This window comes from Syntrophomonas erecta subsp. sporosyntropha (genome assembly GCF_055395365.1).
In genome coordinates this window covers 2,511,109-2,531,964 of the sequence record NZ_AP042459.1, presented here as the reverse complement: position 1 = coordinate 2,531,964, position 20,856 = coordinate 2,511,109, and the positions used below count along the sequence as shown (strand labels likewise).

Annotated in this window: 17 protein-coding genes; 1 reads left to right on the top strand and 16 read right to left on the bottom strand. The window is 41.6% G+C overall.

The window, feature by feature from the left end; translation table 11 throughout:
- Positions 1–36 precede the first annotated feature (36 nt).
- The 6 genes from ACZ5Q0_RS12355 to ACZ5Q0_RS12330 all read right to left on the bottom strand — a co-directional run bounded on the left by ACZ5Q0_RS12355 (position 37) and on the right by ACZ5Q0_RS12330 (position 6,912).
- A complete protein-coding gene (locus ACZ5Q0_RS12355) occupies positions 37–978 on the bottom strand; it encodes a 3-hydroxyacyl-CoA dehydrogenase family protein (RefSeq protein ID WP_446820408.1) in 942 nt (313 codons plus the stop codon).
- Between the two features lie 331 nt (positions 979–1,309).
- Positions 1,310–2,332 carry a ketopantoate reductase family protein gene (locus ACZ5Q0_RS12350; RefSeq protein WP_446820410.1) on the bottom strand — a complete coding sequence of 341 codons (1,023 nt, stop codon included), beginning with the start codon at positions 2,330–2,332 and terminating at the stop codon, positions 1,310–1,312.
- A 38-nt stretch (positions 2,333–2,370) separates the two neighbouring features.
- Entirely contained in the window at positions 2,371–3,996 is a 1,626-nt protein-coding gene (locus ACZ5Q0_RS12345; RefSeq protein WP_447182578.1) for a class I adenylate-forming enzyme family protein, read from the bottom strand.
- 42 nt (positions 3,997–4,038) lie between these two features.
- Positions 4,039–4,833 (bottom strand): N-acyl homoserine lactonase family protein, encoded by a 795-nt coding sequence (locus ACZ5Q0_RS12340; RefSeq protein WP_446820412.1) that lies wholly within the window; start codon positions 4,831–4,833, stop codon positions 4,039–4,041.
- Between the two features lie 101 nt (positions 4,834–4,934).
- Positions 4,935–6,368 (bottom strand): 4-hydroxyphenylacetate 3-hydroxylase family protein, encoded by a 1,434-nt coding sequence (locus tag ACZ5Q0_RS12335; protein ID WP_447182577.1) that lies wholly within the window; start codon positions 6,366–6,368, stop codon positions 4,935–4,937.
- Between the two features lie 376 nt (positions 6,369–6,744).
- Positions 6,745–6,912, bottom strand: a complete 168-nt coding sequence (locus ACZ5Q0_RS12330) for a hypothetical protein (RefSeq protein ID WP_464827161.1) — start codon at positions 6,910–6,912, stop codon at positions 6,745–6,747.
- 125 nt (positions 6,913–7,037) lie between these two features.
- Between ACZ5Q0_RS12330 and ACZ5Q0_RS12325 the strand changes: the two genes are divergently transcribed.
- A complete protein-coding gene (locus tag ACZ5Q0_RS12325) occupies positions 7,038–8,771 on the top strand; it encodes a sigma-54 interaction domain-containing protein (protein ID WP_464827160.1) in 1,734 nt (577 codons plus the stop codon).
- 121 nt (positions 8,772–8,892) lie between these two features.
- Here ACZ5Q0_RS12325 and ACZ5Q0_RS12320 read toward each other — a convergent pair whose 3' ends face one another.
- The 10 genes from ACZ5Q0_RS12320 to ACZ5Q0_RS12275 all read right to left on the bottom strand — a co-directional run bounded on the left by ACZ5Q0_RS12320 (position 8,893) and on the right by ACZ5Q0_RS12275 (position 20,809).
- Positions 8,893–10,722 carry an acyl-CoA dehydrogenase gene (locus ACZ5Q0_RS12320; protein ID WP_446820418.1) on the bottom strand — a complete coding sequence of 610 codons (1,830 nt, stop codon included), beginning with the start codon at positions 10,720–10,722 and terminating at the stop codon, positions 8,893–8,895.
- Between the two features lie 25 nt (positions 10,723–10,747).
- A complete protein-coding gene (locus ACZ5Q0_RS12315) occupies positions 10,748–12,091 on the bottom strand; it encodes an acetyl-CoA hydrolase/transferase family protein (protein ID WP_446820751.1) in 1,344 nt (447 codons plus the stop codon).
- Between the two features lie 37 nt (positions 12,092–12,128).
- Positions 12,129–12,908: an enoyl-CoA hydratase/isomerase family protein gene (locus ACZ5Q0_RS12310; RefSeq protein ID WP_446820420.1), complete on the bottom strand. Its 780-nt coding sequence runs from the start codon at positions 12,906–12,908 to the stop codon at positions 12,129–12,131.
- A 505-nt stretch (positions 12,909–13,413) separates the two neighbouring features.
- The gene (locus ACZ5Q0_RS12305) at positions 13,414–14,028 is read right to left on the bottom strand and encodes an IMPACT family protein (RefSeq protein WP_446820422.1); all 615 of its coding nucleotides are present in this window, start codon (positions 14,026–14,028) and stop codon (positions 13,414–13,416) included.
- A gap of 47 nt (positions 14,029–14,075) precedes the next feature.
- Positions 14,076–14,825, bottom strand: a complete 750-nt coding sequence (locus ACZ5Q0_RS12300) for an alpha/beta hydrolase (protein WP_446820424.1) — start codon at positions 14,823–14,825, stop codon at positions 14,076–14,078.
- A gap of 18 nt (positions 14,826–14,843) precedes the next feature.
- On the bottom strand, positions 14,844–15,026 hold the full coding sequence (locus ACZ5Q0_RS12295) for a DUF2197 domain-containing protein (RefSeq protein WP_446820426.1): 183 nt from the start codon (positions 15,024–15,026) through the stop codon (positions 14,844–14,846).
- A gap of 371 nt (positions 15,027–15,397) precedes the next feature.
- Positions 15,398–17,116 (bottom strand): methyl-accepting chemotaxis protein, encoded by a 1,719-nt coding sequence (locus ACZ5Q0_RS12290; RefSeq protein ID WP_447182576.1) that lies wholly within the window; start codon positions 17,114–17,116, stop codon positions 15,398–15,400.
- A 75-nt stretch (positions 17,117–17,191) separates the two neighbouring features.
- Complete coding sequence (locus tag ACZ5Q0_RS12285) at positions 17,192–17,524, bottom strand: hypothetical protein (RefSeq protein ID WP_446820429.1); 333 nt, start codon at positions 17,522–17,524, stop codon at positions 17,192–17,194.
- On the bottom strand, positions 17,524–19,962 hold the full coding sequence (locus ACZ5Q0_RS12280; RefSeq protein ID WP_446820430.1) for a Lon protease family protein: 2,439 nt from the start codon (positions 19,960–19,962) through the stop codon (positions 17,524–17,526). The genes ACZ5Q0_RS12285 and ACZ5Q0_RS12280 overlap by 1 nt, the downstream gene beginning before the upstream one ends.
- A gap of 22 nt (positions 19,963–19,984) precedes the next feature.
- Positions 19,985–20,809: an MBL fold metallo-hydrolase gene (locus ACZ5Q0_RS12275; RefSeq protein ID WP_446820431.1), complete on the bottom strand. Its 825-nt coding sequence runs from the start codon at positions 20,807–20,809 to the stop codon at positions 19,985–19,987.
- Between the last annotated feature and the right edge of the window lie 47 nt (positions 20,810–20,856).

Here is a 20,856-nt window from a genome sequence, read left to right as displayed (position 1 = left end):
TAGTCAAGCTTTTAGCAGCAGGTACTGTATTGTAAATTATATTTCTTTTATTGCCTTTAACATTTTTATTATTTTGATATTTCTTTCATTTTGTATCTGTTCTATATCTAAATTAGTATAGTCTTTAAGACCTTTACCTGATTTAACCCCTAAACGGCCCTGGGCAACCAAATTTGCTGCAATAGGATTGTTAGCATCTGTGCTGTTACACAACTGCGGGGATAGAAAAGCTGTCACAGCTTGCACCACATCCCAACCTACATGATCAAATAATTCTAAAGGTCCCTCAAAAGGGTAGCGCGGACCAAAAGTAGATACTATTGCCGCATCTATGTCTTCCGGGGTAGTCCAGCCCTTGGATACCATATAGCCCGCTTCCCTGGCAATTGCCACTGACATTCGGTTAATAATAAAACCTGGGACATACTGTTTAATAATCGCAGGAGTTTTGCCTAGTTTTATAAGGAGATGCTTAACAGTATCAACAGTTTGCACCGATGTTTCTGGTCCAACAACTACTTCAACCAGCGGCATGACATGGGGTGGATTAAACCAGTGAGCAATGATTAGACGCTGGGGATTAGAGATTTTTGCAATATCAAAGATGTTTAATGCTGAAGTATTACTGGTAATAATACAACCCGGGGAACATAGTTTATCCAGGGAAGCATAAAGTTCCCTTTTGGTGTCCGCATTTTCTACAATAGTCTCCACAATAAAATTAGCACGAAAAGCAGCGTTTTTTAGATCCTTTTCATAAGTAATCAGTTTCTGGGCGTTATCTGCCTCTTGTGAGGAGATTTCACCCAGATTCATAAGGGTATGCATATTATTAGCGATCATTTTCCTCGCCCATTTCAACTGCTCAGTTTCCACATCTACTAAAGTAGTTTTAAAACCGTTAACAGCAAACACTTGGGCAATAGAGTGTCCCATGGTGCCTGCACCTATAACCACCATTTCCCAGCCCTGATACATGCTAATCCCCCTCTTCTTTTAATACGTTTAATGATCAGCCAGTCTTTAAGGTCAATTGTCTTTCACCTAATGAGGCAGGGGGCTACCCATTAATTGAGTAACCGATCTCCCCCACCACTGTGCATACCATTCCGGGCAGTTTTAAAGTTTATACATTACCTCGCCGAGTTAACATTCCACCAGGATGGGGTATCCAGCATGATAAGGTTTTTAACAAGATTGGGCTATGGGCAGTACGCTAGTAACCTTTTCCTGTGTATGCCTCTAGCGGGGCGCACATGGAGGAGGGGGCGGGTATCCTTTAAAAGAATACCCGCCAGGGTGCTAGTTTTTATTTAGCAGGAAGTGTTGGCAGTGTTATGCGATCAACATTAGCAGGTTCAATCTTGTATTTCACTTCCCACATTCCCTTAACTATAGCAACCACCTGGTCATTAACCGGGGTAGCAACACCATGCCGTTCGCCCCACTTACAAATGATTCCATTGTAAGTATCGATTTCAGGTTCCCGTCCACCTTCGATATCATACAACATTCCGGTTCTAATATTACGGTGTGGTCCTAACAGTTCATGGAACATGGGGAGTTTTTGATCTAATTCTTGCTGGGTACTGAAGTCAAAGTCTCTTATATCAAAGCCCTGAAACATTTCTGGAACTACTCCGGCAGCTTTAGCCACAGCTAATGATTCTCTCCAGATATTAGCAGCAGAACTTAACGCCCGGGGACTATCCAGAACATCTCCATAAGTACCGGCTACAACAGCTGACATAGTACTAAAAGCACAATTTATAGTTAGTTTTGTCCATCTAATACCGATTAGATTACTATGCTTCTCAGGTATTCCGGCCCCTTTTAAGATTTCAACCACCTGGTTTACCCGCTCGGTTTCTTTTCCATCCAATTCACCTATGTCATAGGTCATGTTCTCCGGCTTGGAGGTAAGTTTGGAAACCCCTGGCTCGACCCAGGTTGCCCCCCATCCAACAATACCACCTAAAACTCTTTCTGGCCCCACAGCCTGACCTACTGCCTCTTCAGGTATTCCATTTTGCATGGCAACCACGACCCCATTGGGTTTTAAATGTTTAGCTACATATGGTAATGCAGAGGCGTTCTGAGTTGTTTTGGTAAGATAAAAAATAATATCATATTCGGCAGTCATTTCATCTGGGGTCAAGGCTTTAACTGGTTGAACTAAATCCATTAAACCAATAATTTTGGCACCTTTTTTATTGAGGGTTCTCACGTGTTCCACATTAACATCAATAAGATCTATATCATAACCACTTTTGGTTAACAAAGCACCTGCAATCGTTCCCAGAGAACCAGCTCCCATAATTGCCAATTTCATACCAGTTTACCTCCTTATAAACTTTATAACCTTCGATGCTACCGGGCTGTAGATTTTTTCTGTTCCATTTTCTTTAATTCTTGTTTCATGATTTTACCGGTTGGGTTACGGGGAATATTATCAGTTATATCTATAAACTCGGGAATCTTGTATTTAGCTATTTTATCTTTTAGAAAATCCTTAATTTCATTTCCGGTAAGTTCCTGCCCAGGTTTAGGGACTATAAAAGCCTTAACACGCTCACCTAAATCATTATCAGGAATACCTATAACTGCTACTTCACCAACTTTAGGATGTTCCTCTATCACTATCTCGATTTCCCGCGGGTAAATATTCTCCCCGCCTCTATTTATCATGTCTTTCTTGCGATCGACAATATATACATATCCATCCTCATCCATATAACCAATATCACCGGTGTGTAACCAGCCGTCTTTAAGTGTCTCCTTGGTTACCTCCGGTTTATTAAGGTAACCTAACATATTAAAATCCCCGCCAGTGCAAATTTCACCCTTTTCCCCGCGGGGTAGGATGTTATTATCATCATCCATGATTTCTAGTGGTTGTCCGGGTATAGCTGGACCAATGGAACCCGGTTTTTTTATTCCTAAGGGCGGGTTAATGGTAGAAAGTCCAATAACCTCAGTAAGACCATAACCCTCTAAAATTTCCACTCCAAATTTTTCTTTAAATCCACGTATAAGCTCAACCGGCAAAGGCGCCGCACCACAAACAGCATACCTTAACTTAAGTTTAGATCCATCAATACTATCCGGATCAACCGAATTAAATATATAAGAATACATGGCTGGTACACCCATAGCCAGAGTGACACCATACTGAATAACGGTCGGCCAAAAGTCCGAAGGTGAAAAAGCTTTTCGGATGCAGAGAGTTTGTCCAGCATAAGCTAAAGGATAAGTCCATACACAAATAGGGTTAGTATGAAACATGGGAAGTATAATAAGCATTACATCATTACCCTGAAAAAGTCCGGTTTGGAGGAAGGATCTGGCTACTGCCAATTCAGCTCTATTAGCAGACAAAATTCCCTTAGGTACTCCGGTAGTTCCTGATGAGTAGAGTAGTAAAAAAGGATCATCCAGAGATTGAGGAACTAAGGCTTCATCACTAGGATAATTAGCCAGTATGTCAGCTAGATTTTGCTCGGCTATATTTTCACCATGTTCTATATCTGTCTTTACTTCAACAACGATAGGCTTATGATTAGCCAGGGCATAACCAGCGGCAAAATCCTTCATAAAATCACTACCGACAAAAGCTACCTTAGGTTTACAATCATCTAAAACATAAGCGATTTCAGGACCCTTTAACATATAGTTAACTGCCCCGGCTACGGCTCCGATCTTCTGGGCCCCGAACATAGTGTAATAACACTCCGGCGAGTTTAAAATCATTACTGAGACCACATCACCCTTTTTAACACCCTTATCTTTTAGATAGTTAGCCACCTTGTTAGCACGCTCATTAGTCTGTGCATAGGTTATAGCCTGATCGTAATAGTATACATAAATATCATCCGGGCTCTCCTGGACCCTGGTGATAAACATTTCCGCGATGCTGTCGAACTCTAGTTGTCTTCCTTTAAGAAAAGATAATTCTTCCAGTGTAACAGTCGGATAAGTATTAGTCTTTAGCCCCATAATTAAACCTCCTTATATTTCCAGGTTATCGTCGAGGTCATTTTATTTTTCAGGAAATACCCTTCCTACTAAACTAGGATCATGTCCTGGTAAGATACGCTTGCGGCTGCCGGCTATGGATAATACCCGCCAGGCACTGTTATACCATTTAGTAAGATCAGTATGAATACCTACTGGGAAGAATGAGTGATCAGGCTGTGGTGTACAGGTAATTTCATTACCCAAACTGTCAGTAAAATTAGTCATGGATGGGTAAAGGTTTACCATAGTGTACATTAGATCCCCGGATAAAACATAGGTCCCATTACTGGTATTTACTATGGTAGCCTGTTGGCCCTGGGTATGACCTGGGACACATATTACCTTTACTCCATCCGCAACTTCATAACCATCATCAGCCAGAATCAGATCATATTGTTCTAGTTCATTGAGTAGTTGCGTTAAATAAACTCCCTTCTGAATTGGTAATGGAGCTTTAGCATATTCCCATTCTTTTTTCTGCAGAATAAATTGTGCATGAGGGAATAATCCAATATTGGCAGCATGGTCAAAGTGAAGGTGTGTAATGATAACGATATCTATATCTTCAGATGTAAGCCCAACTTCTTCGAGGGCCTTTATCATTCCCTTACGTCCACCATCGATAAGAGGAAAACCGTGAAAGTTTTCACCTTCAACTACTCCAGTATCCACCAATATTTTTTTGTTACCCCCTTCCAGATAAAAAGCAAGAACAGGGGCTACAAATGGGACAGTTGCATCAACCATATGAGTTACAACACCCTTAACTGCACCTATTTTAGCTGCCACTAATGGGCGAATTCGGTATTCAGTCATAAGTTTCCAACCTCCATTTATTGTATTTGGTACCAGTCGTCAGAAATTAGAAATCATCCCAACAACTATAGCCCCTTCTGGCTAGACGTTAAGTAAAATACTTAACCTTCCTTAATACCAGCCAAGTATTTAGCCAGCTTTTTCTTAGCCTCAAAATCGTAGGAACCCATAATGGCAATATCCTCCATAATGGGAGATCCACCACCATGAACCCCAGCTACCTGTAAAATAGTAGCAAACTCAGATGTTAGCAGGTCACTGGCCAGATGAGCCGCACGGTAATGGTTTTCCGGAGAAACTCCCTCTCTCCTGGTTACATATTTCCGTACAAAATCACCTACGACCGGACTATTGTATTCCGAGGAAAGAGGTAGTGTAGCCGGCAGCCCACCTGCAATATCGCACAAAGTATTATATTCGTGGTAAATATTGTGACCAGCATGTCTTCTACCCACATTAGCAAAAATAACATTGGGAATCTGGGTCCCAGATGCAGCTTTAGTAGATTTCACACTGGCAGCAATTCCGGCAGCATATACTAACTCAGCCACACTGACCAGTTCAGCCAGTTTTTCTTTGACATGGTCCATTTTCTCGATACCTAGGTAATCAGCAATTAAGGAAGTGGCCCCCATAATTACATCACTTACCCCTGGTTTGCAACCACAGTAGCTATGCCTATGATATAGAGCAAAAAATAGTGCTAATCCGCCACCTATATCAGTTTCACCGTTAAGAAATATGCGTTCATTAGGGACAAAAACATTATCAAATACCGTAAAGCTTTCTATATCACCGTAATCGGCAATAGGTGCTTCCATTCCAGGTTGACGATGGCTGAAGCAGGCTTCTCTCCCTATTAAGTAAATACCCTCGGTATCGGCAGGAATGGCAAAGGCTATGGCATAATCCTTTTCCGTCTTTTTTAAAGCTCGGGTAGGTACAACAATAATTTCATCGGCATAAGGGGACATAGTATTGTGTAGTTTAGCCCCTCGTACTACTACCCCATCATCCCTTCTTTCGACAACATGCACATACTGATCGGGATCAGGTTGCTCTCCAGGTCTAAATCTTCTATCTCCTTTAGCATCAGTTTGTGCACAAGAAACTACCAGGTCATTTTCCTGGAAGTACTCCAGATACTTTAACCATCTTTCATAATAGTTAGTTCCATGTCTAATATCGGCATTTTTGGTGGCAACTGATAAGGCATTCATGGCATCAATACCCATACAACGCTGTATGCATCCGCCCGTTAAGTTACACAGTTTTCTGGTCATTTCCTGTTTTTTGAGTAAATCGTCCGGAGTTTGATGAATGTGGGTAAAGCGGTTAATGGTTTTACCGGTGATATGAGATGTGGCAGTAAGCAAATCCTTAAATTCAGGATCATCGACCATATCGAAGGTTACCTGAATGGCTTTACTTCTTTTAATAACAACAGGATGATCCCGCCCTATTACTTCCCCATTTAAATATATGTTCTTTCTCATACCGGCTAGTTTTTCAAGATATTGTTTTGACGTCCTCATAAATTTCCTCCTAACAATTTTTCCCGTTCCAACGTAACGGCCAAATTAAATTTAAACCACGGTAATGCACCTCCCAGTTAAGTTTTTGTCTCTATCTGCTGTCGTTCAACGATGTTACTTAGATATAGAGCAAGAATCATACCAGAAAAAGTTCATTAGTAAATTTTTTCTTGAACCCCGAAACGGCGGGATATAGCCCTATATAGCCCAGAAAAATATTCGAATCTTAAATGTTCCCCGGGTTGACAATTTGTTACTAGGATGGTTACACTGTGAGTCAAACATTATAATTATCCATAATATGTAAACAGGTAAGGACATAACGATTATTTTAGTGGAAATTTGCATGCATTACGAACACAAACTGTTGCCCCTCTCATATACATACCGGGTCAAAATGTTCTGTAATCTGATATAATAATTCCAAAGATAACATTACCTGGAGATGATCAAGTGGAAGATATTGAACTGCGGAAAAAATGGTTAAGATTCCACCGAAATCCCCCATCGAGAAATGAACTACGGCCAGAAATACAATACTCATGGGAACGGAGCTATGATAGGGGGGTAAAACCATTTCTACGGGAGAACCCCTACATATGTACGGAGAGCGAATTAAAACAAGCCCGTTCTCGATCCCATTACCTTTTACAGATTAGTGAACCAGTCATGGAAGACTTGTATGAATTTGTGGCTGGAACTGGGTTCGTGGTTGCCTTAGCCGACTCCGACTTATGCGTAACTAAGGTTATCGGTGATGAAGAATCGTTAAATTGGGCTAACCTGGGACGTTTTGTGGAAGGTTCCATATGGTTAGAACGTATGGTTGGTACTAATGGAGGTTCCTTATGTCAGGACCTGGCTAAACCTATTTCCGTTTATGCATACGAACATTTCTGCCTTTTTTCCCATGTTTCTGCATCATCCTGTGCCCCGATTATTGATCAAAACAAAATATGCGGATGCCTTTGCATGGTATCCCCTTATAACAAGGTAACCAATCATACCCTGGGTATGGTTGTTGCAGCAGCCAAGCACATAATGTCTACTATGGTTTTAGAAAGGGTAAATAAATATCACAAAACTGTGATGGAGTCTATGTCTGAAGGTGTAATCGCCCTGGATGCTAATGGTAATATTACATATATGAATGATAATTGCACCAACATTTTACAAGTCGATAAACGACCTATAATTGGGCAAAATATATATGATTTGCTGGGAAATAATAGTGACAATCACTATTTTATTCATAAGGTTACCCAAGGTCGTACCTTTACTGATGAAAACTTTAAGATTGTAACCGGAAACAAAAATACTATTAATTGCAATATTACCTGTAATCCTTTGAAAAACCCTGACACTACTGCAGGTGGAACGGTGGTAATTATAAAAGAAAGCCAGCGTATCAATCGCTTGGTTAGAAAATGGATCGGGGATGGCGCAAAGATTACTTTTGATGGCATAATCGGCAAAAATCCCAAATTTCTACAGACTGTTAAAACAGCCCGGGCTGCCGCTTCCTCATCATCCAATGTTTTGTTATTGGGCGAGAGTGGAACTGGCAAGGATGTTTTTGCTCAAGCCATGCATAATGCCAGTCCTCGGAAGAAAAATCCCTATGTAGCCATAAATTGTGCAGCTCTGCCCCGGGAGCTCATCGCCAGCGAGCTCTTTGGTTATGATGAAGGAGCATTCACTGGGGCTAGAAAGGGTGGTAACATCGGTAAATTCGAATTGGCTGATCAGGGTACTATTTTTCTCGATGAAATCGGGGATATTCCCCTCGATCTACAGGCAGCTTTATTGAGGGTCTTAGAGGAAAAAACCGTTTTCCGTCTGGGAGGAAATAAACTAATCCCGGTAAACGTTCGGATTATTGCGGCTACTAATAAAGATTTGGAAACTGAAATTAAACGAAACCGGTTTCGGCGTGATCTTTACTATCGCCTGGCAGTAATAAAATTAACCATACCACCACTAAGGGAACGACCAGATGACATCCTGGTACTAGCTGAAACGTTTATGGAAAAGATATGTAAACGATTTAACAAACCTCCCATGACCCTGGCTCCAGAAGTAGTTGAAGTATTTATGAAGTATTCATGGCCGGGCAACATCAGAGAGCTTCAAAACGTTATCGAAGGAGCCGTCCAGCTAGCACCAAGTGATGTTATCTCTTACGACATCATAGCTGAGTACTTAACTGAAGAAGGTTTTAGTAGCCCACCTTCCCACGTAAATAAACCCATCCAAACTGTCTTATCAGAATCAGACCTTGAAAAGCAGAAGCTGCTTGAATATTTATCCAAGTATAAATATAATAAGAGCGCTGTAGCTAAAGCTATGGGGATTTCACGAAAAACTTTATACCGGCGCCTGGCAGAATACGGTATTGATTAATCATAAATATTTTTTATAAAAAACCCGCAGGTTAGAGGTATTAAGCCTTCCTGCGGGTAATAACAGTGCATAAAAAGGATAGTTACTTTTATGCACCTTTTATAAGAATTTAGCCAAGATACTAGTACTGAAAAATATCCGGGGTTGCATCTATAACTGAAGTATCTCCACCCTGTAGCATTTCTGCAACCGACCAGATATTAGGAACAATATTATTCAGAAAGTATCTGGCGGAAATTATCTTACCTTTATAAAAGTTATAATCAAAGTGTTGGTTGTCTATCTGCTCCAGACGCTTTTTAGCTATTATAGCCTGTTCAAGTAAACAATAACTTCCATATAATTGACCGGTCGCAGTTAGAATACGCCGCGCAAAGGTTGGAATTAGCCCGAAATGCTTATACTCCTGAAAATCGCTGACCGTCTTTTGGATTGTCCGGTAAGAGGCTAGCGCTTTTTCCAAAACAGTAAACTCTTTTTCCAGACCGGACGTTCTTTGGTTTTGAACAATAAAATCCTCGATTTCCTTAAGCAGTGCTGCAAAGGCAGCACCTTTATTCATGGTCCACTTGCGCCCTACTAAATCCATGGACTGAATATAACTGGTCCCTTCCCAAATGGAATAGATTTTAACATCACGTGCCGCCTGAGCCACTGGATAATCCTCGCAGTAACCATAGCCACCATAAGCCTGAATCAATTCACCTATTAACTGCCAAGCTTCATCAGTGGGGTAAGCCTTGGCTATGGGAATCAGACATTCCGCTTTACTACCCGCCCATTTTTTGCGTTCTAAATCGGGTTCATAGTGCTTAATATCAAGATAATAGGCTGTCTTCAGTAAGATAGCACGGCAGGCTCCGATAGTAGCTTTGTTTACCAGTAACATTCTTTTAACATCTTCGTGATTAATAATTTGCGTACGGCCTGCTTTAGGATTAGTTAATAAACGACCCTGAATACGCTCCTGACAATAACTTACCGTGTTCCAATAAGCATTGGCATTAACGCTTACAGCCAGCATGCCCGTATTAACTCGCTCCTCGTTCATCATCTTAAACATCTGGGCCATACCCTGGCCTTGTCCGGTTGCAGAGTTATAACTGCCCAGCAGCCAGCCACGACATTGACCATTGTCACCAAAAGCTAGAGCTGCAGTGGAAGATCCCTTTAGGCCTAATTTATGTTCAATACCGGTAGTTTCAACATCATTAGGCTCCAAAGTTCCATCTTCATTAACCCAGTACTTTGGAACTACAAATAAGGAAATCCCTTTAACTCCTGGCTTAGCCCCATCAATTCGAGCTAAAAAGAGATGAATGATGTTTTCTACGTGATCCCCATCACCACCAGTAATAAATATTTTGCTGCCTTTAATCTTGTAAATACAAGGATCATCAGTAGGATAGGCTTTAGAGAGAATATCGCCAACATCAGAACCTGCCGTAGCCTCTGTAAGGCACATGGTCCCTGACCAGGTTCCATCCCTCATTGGAGGCAAGAATAATTTTTTTAGATTATCATCACCAAATGATTGAATAAGACCGGCAGCTCCCGTGGTTAATGCTACATAGGGGAAAAAAGCCGGGTTGGCAGCTGCCATCATTTCCGAAAGAGCTAAATATACAGTATAGGGCAAGGTACCTTCGGCTTCTTCATCAAAATTACTGGTACCCCAGCCATTTTCCTGTATATATTTATAAAGCCTTTTGAAGGACTCTGGTATGTGTACTTTACCATTTTCAAAATAGACAGGAGTTATCTCCCCATCATCATTAGTCGGTCCAATGACCTCGGCTGCTATCTTATTTGCCTGATCAATTATTATATCCAGATCATCTTTACTGTAATAATCCTTAAACTTATCGTAGGCAAATATATTTTCGATAGGAAGCCATTCCTTCAGGGCGAATTTAATATCCCTGGTATTATAAGCATAATTTGCTGCCATGCTTCTACCTTCCTTTCCCTGAATTTTAAACGAGTTTGTTACTTCTAACCCATATCTTCATTTTTTCAGCTTCTTTTATAAGCTGATCCCGAAAATCCGGATGAGCAATACTAATCAATGCTTCAGCCCGTTCCCAAGTAGATTTGCCTTTCATAAGCACCATACCATATTCAGTAACCACATAAAAATTCAAAGCCCGATGCAGGGTTACTATGGTTCCTGGGCTTAAGGTAGGTCTAATTCTGGATAATGTATGACCTTGAGCGTTTTTATAAGTTGAGGAAAGGCAAATGAAGCCCTTACCACCCCTGGATTTAAAAGAACCGAAAATGAAATCCATTTGTCCCCCGGTTCCCGAGATTTGCCTAAAACCTGCCGATTCAGATGATACCTGCCCGTAAAGGTCAATTTCCAGAGCATTATTTATGGCTATTACATTATCATTTTGTGAGATTATATAAGGATCATTAGTATAGTCTACCGGATAAAGAGCACAGGCTGGATTATCATCCATGAAGTCATAAAGTCGGTTAGAACCCATGGCAAATGTATAAACCATTTTGCCTTTATCTAACTGTTTACGTTTCCCAGTAATACGCCCGGTCTCATACATATCTAAAAATGAATCAACCAGCATTTCGGTATGCACACCTAAGTCTTTTAGATCAGATTTAGCAACCATAGTTCCGATAGCATTGGGCATACCGCCAATCCCTAATTGTAAACAGGCCCCATCCGGTATTTCTTTCACTACTTGCTCGGCAACCTGTCTGTCTACATCGGTAATAGGTACTTCAGGTAACTGAATAAGGGGCGGGTGGTTACCCTCAACAATATAATCTATTTTCGATATATGTATAGACTCTCCATACCCCCCCAGGCACCTGGGTACTGATTTATTAATCTCGGCAATTATGACCCGGGCCGCTTTTACAATAGATGGGGTTATAGAACTAGAAATGCCTATATTAAAAAAACCGTGCTTGTCCATAGGTGTAACCATAATCATTGCTACATCAACCGGAACATAACCCCGATCATAAATGGGAGGACCTTCATGATAAGTTACCGGTATATAATTACTAAGACCCTGTTCCTGTAATTTTCTTCCTACACCGTTAAAATGCCAATCATTATAAATAAAGTGCTTCCTCTCTGGATCAGCACGCACAACTTGGGGTACAAACGGACAGGCAGTCGTTCTGATCAACACATTATTTAATTCCTTACAACGACGGGCCAAGGCCTGGTCCAGGAGCTTTGAATTCATCATAAATTCCCCGTAGTGCACCAAGTCCCCCGATTTTATTACCTTTACAGCCTCGTCTGCCAAAACCAGTTTTCTTTGATATTCTTCGCTATACTTCAGATTAACCAACTTCCTGAAAACCCCCTTAAAAATAGTGTTATTTACCGGTAAAATTAGGAGGACGTTTTTCTAAAAAAGCAGCCATTCCTTCTTTTTGATCCCGGGTTGTAAATAGCACAGGGGCATTCTCCTGCTCAAATAACAGGCCGCAGTCAAGTCCCACATTACTTCCATAATTTATAGCCTTTTTGGCCATTCGTATTGCTAATGGCGGTTTGGATGCTAAATCAAAGGACAGTTCTTTGGCATCGTTTATCAGGGACTTAGGGGGAACTACCTTGGTTACCAAACCTATACGCCAGGCGGTTTCCGCATCAATGGCTGCCCCGGTCAATATCATCTGTTTAGCCCATCCTTCTCCAACCAGATGGGCAAGACGCTGTGTTCCTCCAGTACCAGGTATGATACCTAGGTTTATCTCCGGTAGAGCAAATCGACTCCCTCCAGCAGCGATTCTAATATCACACCCCAAAGCCAGTTCACATCCTCCACCCAGAGCCAATTTTGCAATGGCCGCAACTATCGGTTTGTCAATATGAGCAAGCTTATTAACCGTATCATGGGACAACCGGATAAAATCTTGGGCGGCACCTATATCCGTTTTTGATGCATAGCTAATATCAGCACCGGCACAAAAGACCGCAGGCCCACCTGTAAGAATAACCGCTTTAACATCATCGTCAGCAGTAATAATATTTATAATTCTGTTTAAATCCTTCATCATTTCGTAATTTAACGCATTGAGTACTTCTGGACGGTTTAGGGTTATGATACCAATATTATTTTCCTTTTCATAAAGTACAGTGTTTGTTGGCAAATAATCACCCCCAGATTGTATATCTTATACCCACCAGTGATTACCTGAATTGCTAAATTCATTCCCCCCTTCCTAACGCTTAACGAAAATTTTGTTATCTTATGTATATATTTAGCAAGTATCATGCCAGCTTTGATTTTTATAATGCTGGTACTTTGAAAAGTTGGCTTTAACTCCATTATTTTGGGATTAGTCCCTATTGGTTTTTATATATTCAAGGTACCAGCTAACCACTTATTTCTTAAAGCAAGTAACACAAGGTAACAAACTGTTACCTGAATCTATGGAAAAGGAAACATCTCAATACTTTCTGATTCAGGTATAGGGAGATAAAAAAACAGGGTGTTTTGGTGGTAACCTTAAAGTTAACCACCAAAAACACCCTGTTTTTTTTGCTAAAGGATAATTAAACCTTTTTTAAGCTATGAAATTAATTGAAAAATATAATATTACAATTTTCTCCCCCGCCAGCTTCTTGAAAACTTATATTGATAATATCATTTTATTAAGCATAAATTTCACCCAGGTATTGGATATCAGCCTGTCCGCGGGTAACTGAGTTTATTCCCTGGATAAACCAATCAACCTGGTTTAAGGGTACCTCTACCTGTAAAACTACCTTTTCCCCATACTCCACCCCGCAGGTGGCTACCTCCGGGTTATCTAGAAGTCGGTGGCGTACTAAGCCTAATTCATTGTATTCTAAACTAATATTAAACCGTTGAACTAACCGGTATTGCCTTCTATCCGCCATAGCCAAAGCCTGCCGGACTGATTCCATGTAAGCACGTACCAGGCCAGCACTACCCAGCAGAGTACCACCAAAATAGCGTACTACTACTGCAGCAATATTAACTAACTCCTGATTTTTTAGTACAGTTAACATAGGTAATCCGGCGGTACCTGAAGGCTCACCATCATCACTACACCGCTCCAAATGTGGGGAGCGAATGATCCATGCATAACAGTAGTGGATGGCACCTGGCCAAAGTTGTCTAGCTTCTTCAACCACCTGTACTGCCTGTTTTTCATTAGTTACGGGCACTACCCGTCCAATAAAGCGGCTTTTCTTAATTTCTATTTCTGCTGCCGCCGCCTGGTCTATACTATAAAACTCCATTAGTTAAGTATTCTCACCAACCATTCTCCCAGAGTATCCTTTACGTTTTAAAAATAGTCCTTAAGCCATTTAATAGTCAGATCTTCCCGCTCGCTAGTCTTATTTATAAAGCGATGATCCGCCCCTGCTACTAGATGAACCCGGGCTCCGGCAACCTTTTCCCCAATATACCTAGCATTAGCAGGGTCAACTTCCTCATCATCCAGGCCATGTATAACCAAAACCTTAGATTTCCCCACTACCTGTAAGTATTTCTCTATGTCATGGCGGTCAAAATCCTCTACTAACAAAGGCATAAGTTCAAATGGTCCACTATTATCGGTTAAGGTTACCGTCTCCCCGTTTTTCATGCGCTGGTATTCAGTTTGTAATATAGCAGCAAAGGTTTCCGGCAGGAAAACCGTAGTCGACCAGAATATGTAGCCTTTAATATCATTATCCTGGCCCGCAAAAGCCAGTATAGTACTACCGCCAAAACTACGCCCCAGTAACAGAATTGGTAGCTGGTACTCTTTCCGAACAAACTCTACTACATCCTGAAGATCCTCAACCTGCCGGGTAAGGGTTATGCTGCGATATTCCCCTTCACTTTCTCCGCTACCCTGGAAATCAAATGCCAGCAGACCGATCCCCAGTTGATTAACCTTTTCTGCCAGACGATATATCCGCCCACTATTTTCTTTAGCCCCACGAAAGCCATGGCAGGCTATAATCATATAACGACACTCATTTTTGGGCCAGAAGGTAAGGGCTGCCAGGCGCAGCCCCCTCCTGTTTATAATATTTATTCTTTCCATGCTATCCCCCTAAAATCATCAGAGTGGTTTCTTTTCCCTACGTTGTTCATCCGATTCGTACCGTACCCGGTGGTTACAAATATCGCAAATAAATGTAGGCATTTCCTTTTCCTGAGCTACCAGGTTACGATAGTCCTTATGGTCTTCCTGTACCTGATAAGTTTTTCCGCACATCAAGCACCTGGCACCAACAACCTCCATTTCTCCATCCCCTCTCCCCCATTGCTACCTAATAGTAGAACGGGATTAAAATCAAACAACCTTTATCAACATCCTGACCTATACTTGAGTTTACTGGTAGATCTAGAGTTCAGGTGCCCCCTCTTGGCTAGTTTTTGCTGTACATAGATTTAACCTGGAGCTACTTTTATTTTGGTATATAGATTTTCTTACCCAAAACTATGATTATTTATTATATTTATTATTATATTTGTTGAAGATAAGGGTGGTTCTGTTTTCAGTTTAACCACCTGCCTTCTAATCCCAGTACGATACCTGCCTTTATTTGGTAGTTACCAGCCGCCCTTTTCTTTGGGAAGTTAGGCTTTTTATAAACCCTTTAAAAATCCCTGTTAAATCTTAAAATAAGCTATCGCTTCTTCGAGTTCGTGAACTACATCATTAAGACGATCAATGGAAGCGTTTATTTCCTCAACACTGGCCATCTGTTCCTCGGTCATTTCATCTATACTTCGAGCTGCCTGGGCATTGCTTTCGGCTGAACCAGTAGTAGCTTCAATAGCTTCGATAGCTGTTTCAGCACTGGCTGCCATTTCCTGACTGGCAGCTGACATTTCTTGAATCTGTTCATTGACAGTCGACACCGCACCAATAATTTGCTGAAAGGCCTGTCCAGCCGTCGCAATCACCTCTGTACCACTAGCTACTTCACGGGTACCGTTTTCCATCCCGCTGACCGCTTTATGAGCTTCATCCTGGATTTCCCTTATTAAACCAGCAATCCGTTTAGCTGCATCGGCTGATTCCTCAGCCAATTTGCGTACTTCTTCGGCTACCACGGCAAACCCTTTACCCTGTTCACCGGCCCGGGCTGCTTCTATAGCCGCATTCAGGGCCAGCAGGTTAGTTTGGGTAGCGATATTAGTAATAAGATCAACAATCTGCCCGATTTCCTGTGACTTAACCCCTAATCCCTCAATTATATGAGCAGTAGTGTTAACGGTAGTACTAATTACTTCGATCTGGTGGATAGCCTGGTCAATTTGTTTATCACCTTCCTGGGCCCGACTAGTAGCAGTCATAGTCGAAGCTGAAACTTCCTGGGAATTTTCGGCTACCTGCTGGATAGCAGCTGACATATCACTTATGGCTAGCTTTGACCTACCGGTGAGTTCAGCCTGTTGGGCAGTATGCCGGCTCATTTCCCCTACTTTTACCGTCATACCCTCCATTATAGTAGCCGTGGCCTCAGAACGATGCATTAGTTCACCGCTGGACTGTGCTACGGCGGTACTAAGATTTTTAGTCCTACCGATAAGCTCGGATATTTTTTCTATCATGATATTAATGGTCTCCCCGAGACGGCCTATCTCATCCCGCCCCCGCACCGGAATCTTTTGAGTTAAATCTCCTTCACTAGCCCTTTGCACCGCCTCCCCTATGCGGCGCAAGGGCGCGTAAACGGTATAAGCGATTAAAAATGCAGCTAAAAAGCCAATTAGTATACTGATAACTGAATAGGCAATCATATTAGAACGAAAACCAGCTACGATATTATCATACGGAGTAGCTGGTACCCCTACATACCAAATACCAACTATATTATCGCCCGCATCCCTAATAGGCTTATAAGCAGTCATATTTCTTGTGCCTACTACATCCGCCCGTCCTATATAGGTTTCCCCCCGTTCCAAAACTGCTTTTTTTACTGCTTCAGAAACAGGCGTATTGATCATCCGCTCCCCATCTTTCATAACATTAGTGGATACCCGCATATCATTTTTAAATACTGTAACCGTATCACCGGTTAGTTCTCCTATCTGGTCTACCACAGCATAGTTACCTTCGATTATAGTATCACCTTTATAAAGTTTCCCCTCCGCTATCTTCCAATTGCCTGGGTAATTCAATTCTAGAATCTGTTCCCCTAAAGCCAAATCAGATACTAGTTTTTGCTCAGCAGTAGTTTCAATCCGGTTAGCAACTACATTAGTAGCATAAATCCCCATCAAACCAGTTACACCGGCAATAATCAAAGTGAAGATTACCAAAAGTCGTATCCTCACATCAAAGCGCCGGGCTTTTGTTTCTAAAAAATCCATAAATCCCATATTAAATATCCCCTTTCTGGCCAACTTTTTACTCCCTAAGCATTACTCCCTTCCCTGTTAGAACTGGTGCTACAGCTATTCTTGCTTATTTCCCCCACCGTTAACCTTTTCCGGCAAAATTTTCATGTACAATACCCGTTGATAATTAAAAGAACCAATGATATTTCCTGCTGCATCATATAAATAATTTCTGGATGAACCCCCTACGTAAACCTTACCCTCATCTTCGACACCCAAATTTTTTACATAACCAACCAGTTTTTTATCATCGGTAAACACTATTTCTACCTTAATTAACTTTGGTTCCCCGGCCGGACGTTCCAATAACCGGCCCATATTTTCCTGGCAACCAGTAAACATAATTAAAATAAATATAATGAGAAGTGCGGCAACAAAACGCCGTTTCACTATCCCCTCCTCCTTTTTTTAACTGTTGTGGTTCTATTTCGCTGCCCATCCCGGTTTAATCGTCTTTTACTACTCCAATCGGATAATTTTTTGTCTGCTCTGCCGTGAATCGTATCCGGCGGAAATCTTCCCCATTCATCAGTAGTACCAGCAGCTACCCCGGTAAGTATTTCCAAACCTTCATCAATATGTTCTACTGCCCAAATATTGAAGCGGCGTTTTTTTACCGCCTCCACCACTTCTTTATGTAACATTAAATTTTTAACATTTTGCCGGGGGATAACAACCCCCTGTTTACCATTGAGCCCCAAACGTTCACATACTCTAAAAAATCCCTCCACCTTCTGGTTCACCCCGCCTACCGGTTGTATTTCACCGTTCTGGTTTACAGAACCGGTTACAGCTATACCCTGGTAGATAGGAACTCCACTTAAGCTGGATAAGAGGGCATACAGCTCGGCACTGGACGCACTATCTCCTTCTATTCCCTGATAACTTTGTTCAAAAGTTAAACTGGCCGAAAGGGAAAGCGGTTTATCCTGGGCGTATTGGGCTCCTAGATAGCCATTCAGGGTCAGGATACCTTTACTATGGATCCTACCGCTAAGACGAATTTCTCGCTCGATATTGACCAGACCACTTTCACCCATAAATGTTTTAGCAGTAATCCGTACCGGTTTGCCGAATGAATGATCACCCATTTCATAGACAGCCAACCCATTAATTTCCCCTACTTTAAAACTGTCAATATCGATCATTAAAGTCTGCTGCTCTATATATTCCTGAATATGATCCTCTACCATTGAAGAACGATACCGTTTTTCCACCAGTGCTTTTTGTACATGCACCCCCTTAACTAGTGGAGAATTTTCACGTCCAGCCAAATAATTAGCCTCATAAATAATTTCAACTAGGCGGTTAAATAAGGTGGTCAATTTTCCCTGATGCTCTGCCATACGACTGCCATAATCTACTACCTGAGCTACTGCCTGTGGATCAAAATGTCTGAGTTTTTCACTTTCACATACCGAAGCAATAAAACAAGCATATTCGTGTACATGCTTACGGCTGCGCTCCATATCCGTATCAAAATCCGCTTTAATTTTAAACAGTTTCTGAAATTCCTCGTCATGAGTATAAAGCAGGTAATAATATATTGGTTCGCCTATGATTATAACTTTAACTTTTACAGGAATAGGTTGCGGTTGGAGGGTTTCACTGTTGCTGATCCCAAACATTCGACTTACACTTTCGACACATATTTCCCCATTTTTCAGAACCCTTTTCAGGGTATCCCAGACATAGAAATTTTTCATCAGGTCATACATATGTAAGACCAGGTAACCACCATTAGCCCGGTGTACAGAACCAGATTTTATTTTAGAGAAGTCTGTAGCCAGTATGCCAAACTCACTTTCGTATTCAATCTGACCAAAAAGATTGGAAAAAGTAGGATTGGTTTCAATAGTTACAGGGGCATGGTCTAATTCAGAATTATCTACTAATAAATTAACCTGATAACGCCGCATCAAACTGCGCTTATCCATATGGCGAAACCAGCTTAACGGTAATGAATTTTCATCCTTACGGACAAATAGTTCAATATGTTCCAATAAGTCTTGTTGCAGGCTTTCCAGGTACCTTACCACAGCCTCATAATCTCTATAACGATCGAAAAGAACTGCAAAAAAAGGGGCCGCTACCAGACGTGCAGTTTCCTGTTCCAGACTCCTGATTTTTTCACGGATAACTTTTTCAAGATCCTTATAATGCCGAAAAACTTCATTAAGTTTTTCCTGCACCATAACACTATTCTTCATTAAATCAGCCCGGTCTTCTTCCGACAAATTCATATAATCTTCCTGACTGAGGGCTTCACCGTTTTTCATAGGTACACTATTGATTCCTTTTTCACTGCGGCTAATGGCAAATCCTAGACTGCGGGCCTGTTCTTCGGCATGGAGGTAAAGGCGGTTGGTTTCCTCGGTAAAATAGGTCAATATTTCATTACGTTTAAAATCAAATTCTTCACTATCCAGCGCTTTGATTATATTTTTTACCACCTTTTCCACCTGACCGGCCAGATGTTTCTTAAACTGCCGGCCCATTCCCGCCGGCAAACTTAAAGCAGCCGGGCAATCAGGATTATCGAAATTATATACATAACACCAATCGGGTGGAACTGGTTCCTGGCTGGCTTTTTCCTGAAGCAATTCCCGGGCCAGGGTAGTTTTGCCGGTACCAAAAGCCCCCGCCAGGTAAATATTGTAACCTGGATTATCAATATCAAGACCAAATGCTAGCGACCTCACCGCCCGGTCCTGCCCAATAATGCCCTTAAGCGGTTTTATTTCCGCAGTAGTACAGAACTTAAAAACAGCCGGATTACAATTCTTACAAAGATCCCTGGTTTTTACCCTGTATTTACGAATGTCCAAAAACGTATACCCCCCGTTTATATTAGAAATTGAAGATCATACCGGATTCCCCTTTGATAACACCAGGCAGGTGTTGGTGCAATTTTGCAGCAGCAGTAAAGCCGGTACAATGGCATACAATCAGCTTCTCTATAGCTGCCGTCTTTAAAAATGATATAGTCTTTGTCAGGCGATCTTCACTAGCCGTCATTAAATGGGTCCCACCTATAAAAGCCTTAATCAGGGTTTTCCCCATGACTTGCCGGGCATACTGTATAGTATTTACAATTCCGGCATGGGCACAACCGGAAATAATAATTAGCCCTTCTGGATGATCGATAACCAGGAACATATCATCATCTATATCATCAGCAACCATTTCCCCATCGGATTCCTTTACAAAATCTCCTCCGGCAGTCTCAAAAGCTGTATTGCGTGGTACCCTACCACTGACATATACTCCAGTAGTAATTTCAGTAAAGTTCTCGGTTGGCACAAATTTTATTTCCGCCTGGTTAAGGTCATCAAGACTAAATGAACAGCCTATGTTGCGAAGATGCTCCCCAGCACGTGAATAGCGGCGGATAAAGATACCAGGATGAGCATACACCTCAACAGCCCCATTTTGTTGAATAAGAGGTAGTAATCCTCCGGTATGATCAAAGTGGCCATGGCTTAGCACCACTTTATCGATCTGGTTAAGATCAAGTTTTAGAGCCTGGGCATTATATAAAAGAGCCTCCTGGCTGCCCGTATCAAATAATATGATGGTATCATCCACTTCTAACCAAGCAGCAAAACCATACTCCCCACGAAGCTTAGGAGATGGTGTGGTATTTTCCACCATTATCTGGATTTTAAGTCTCATAATAAAAACCACCCTTAAATTGTATTTCACCAGTTTTTTCAACATCC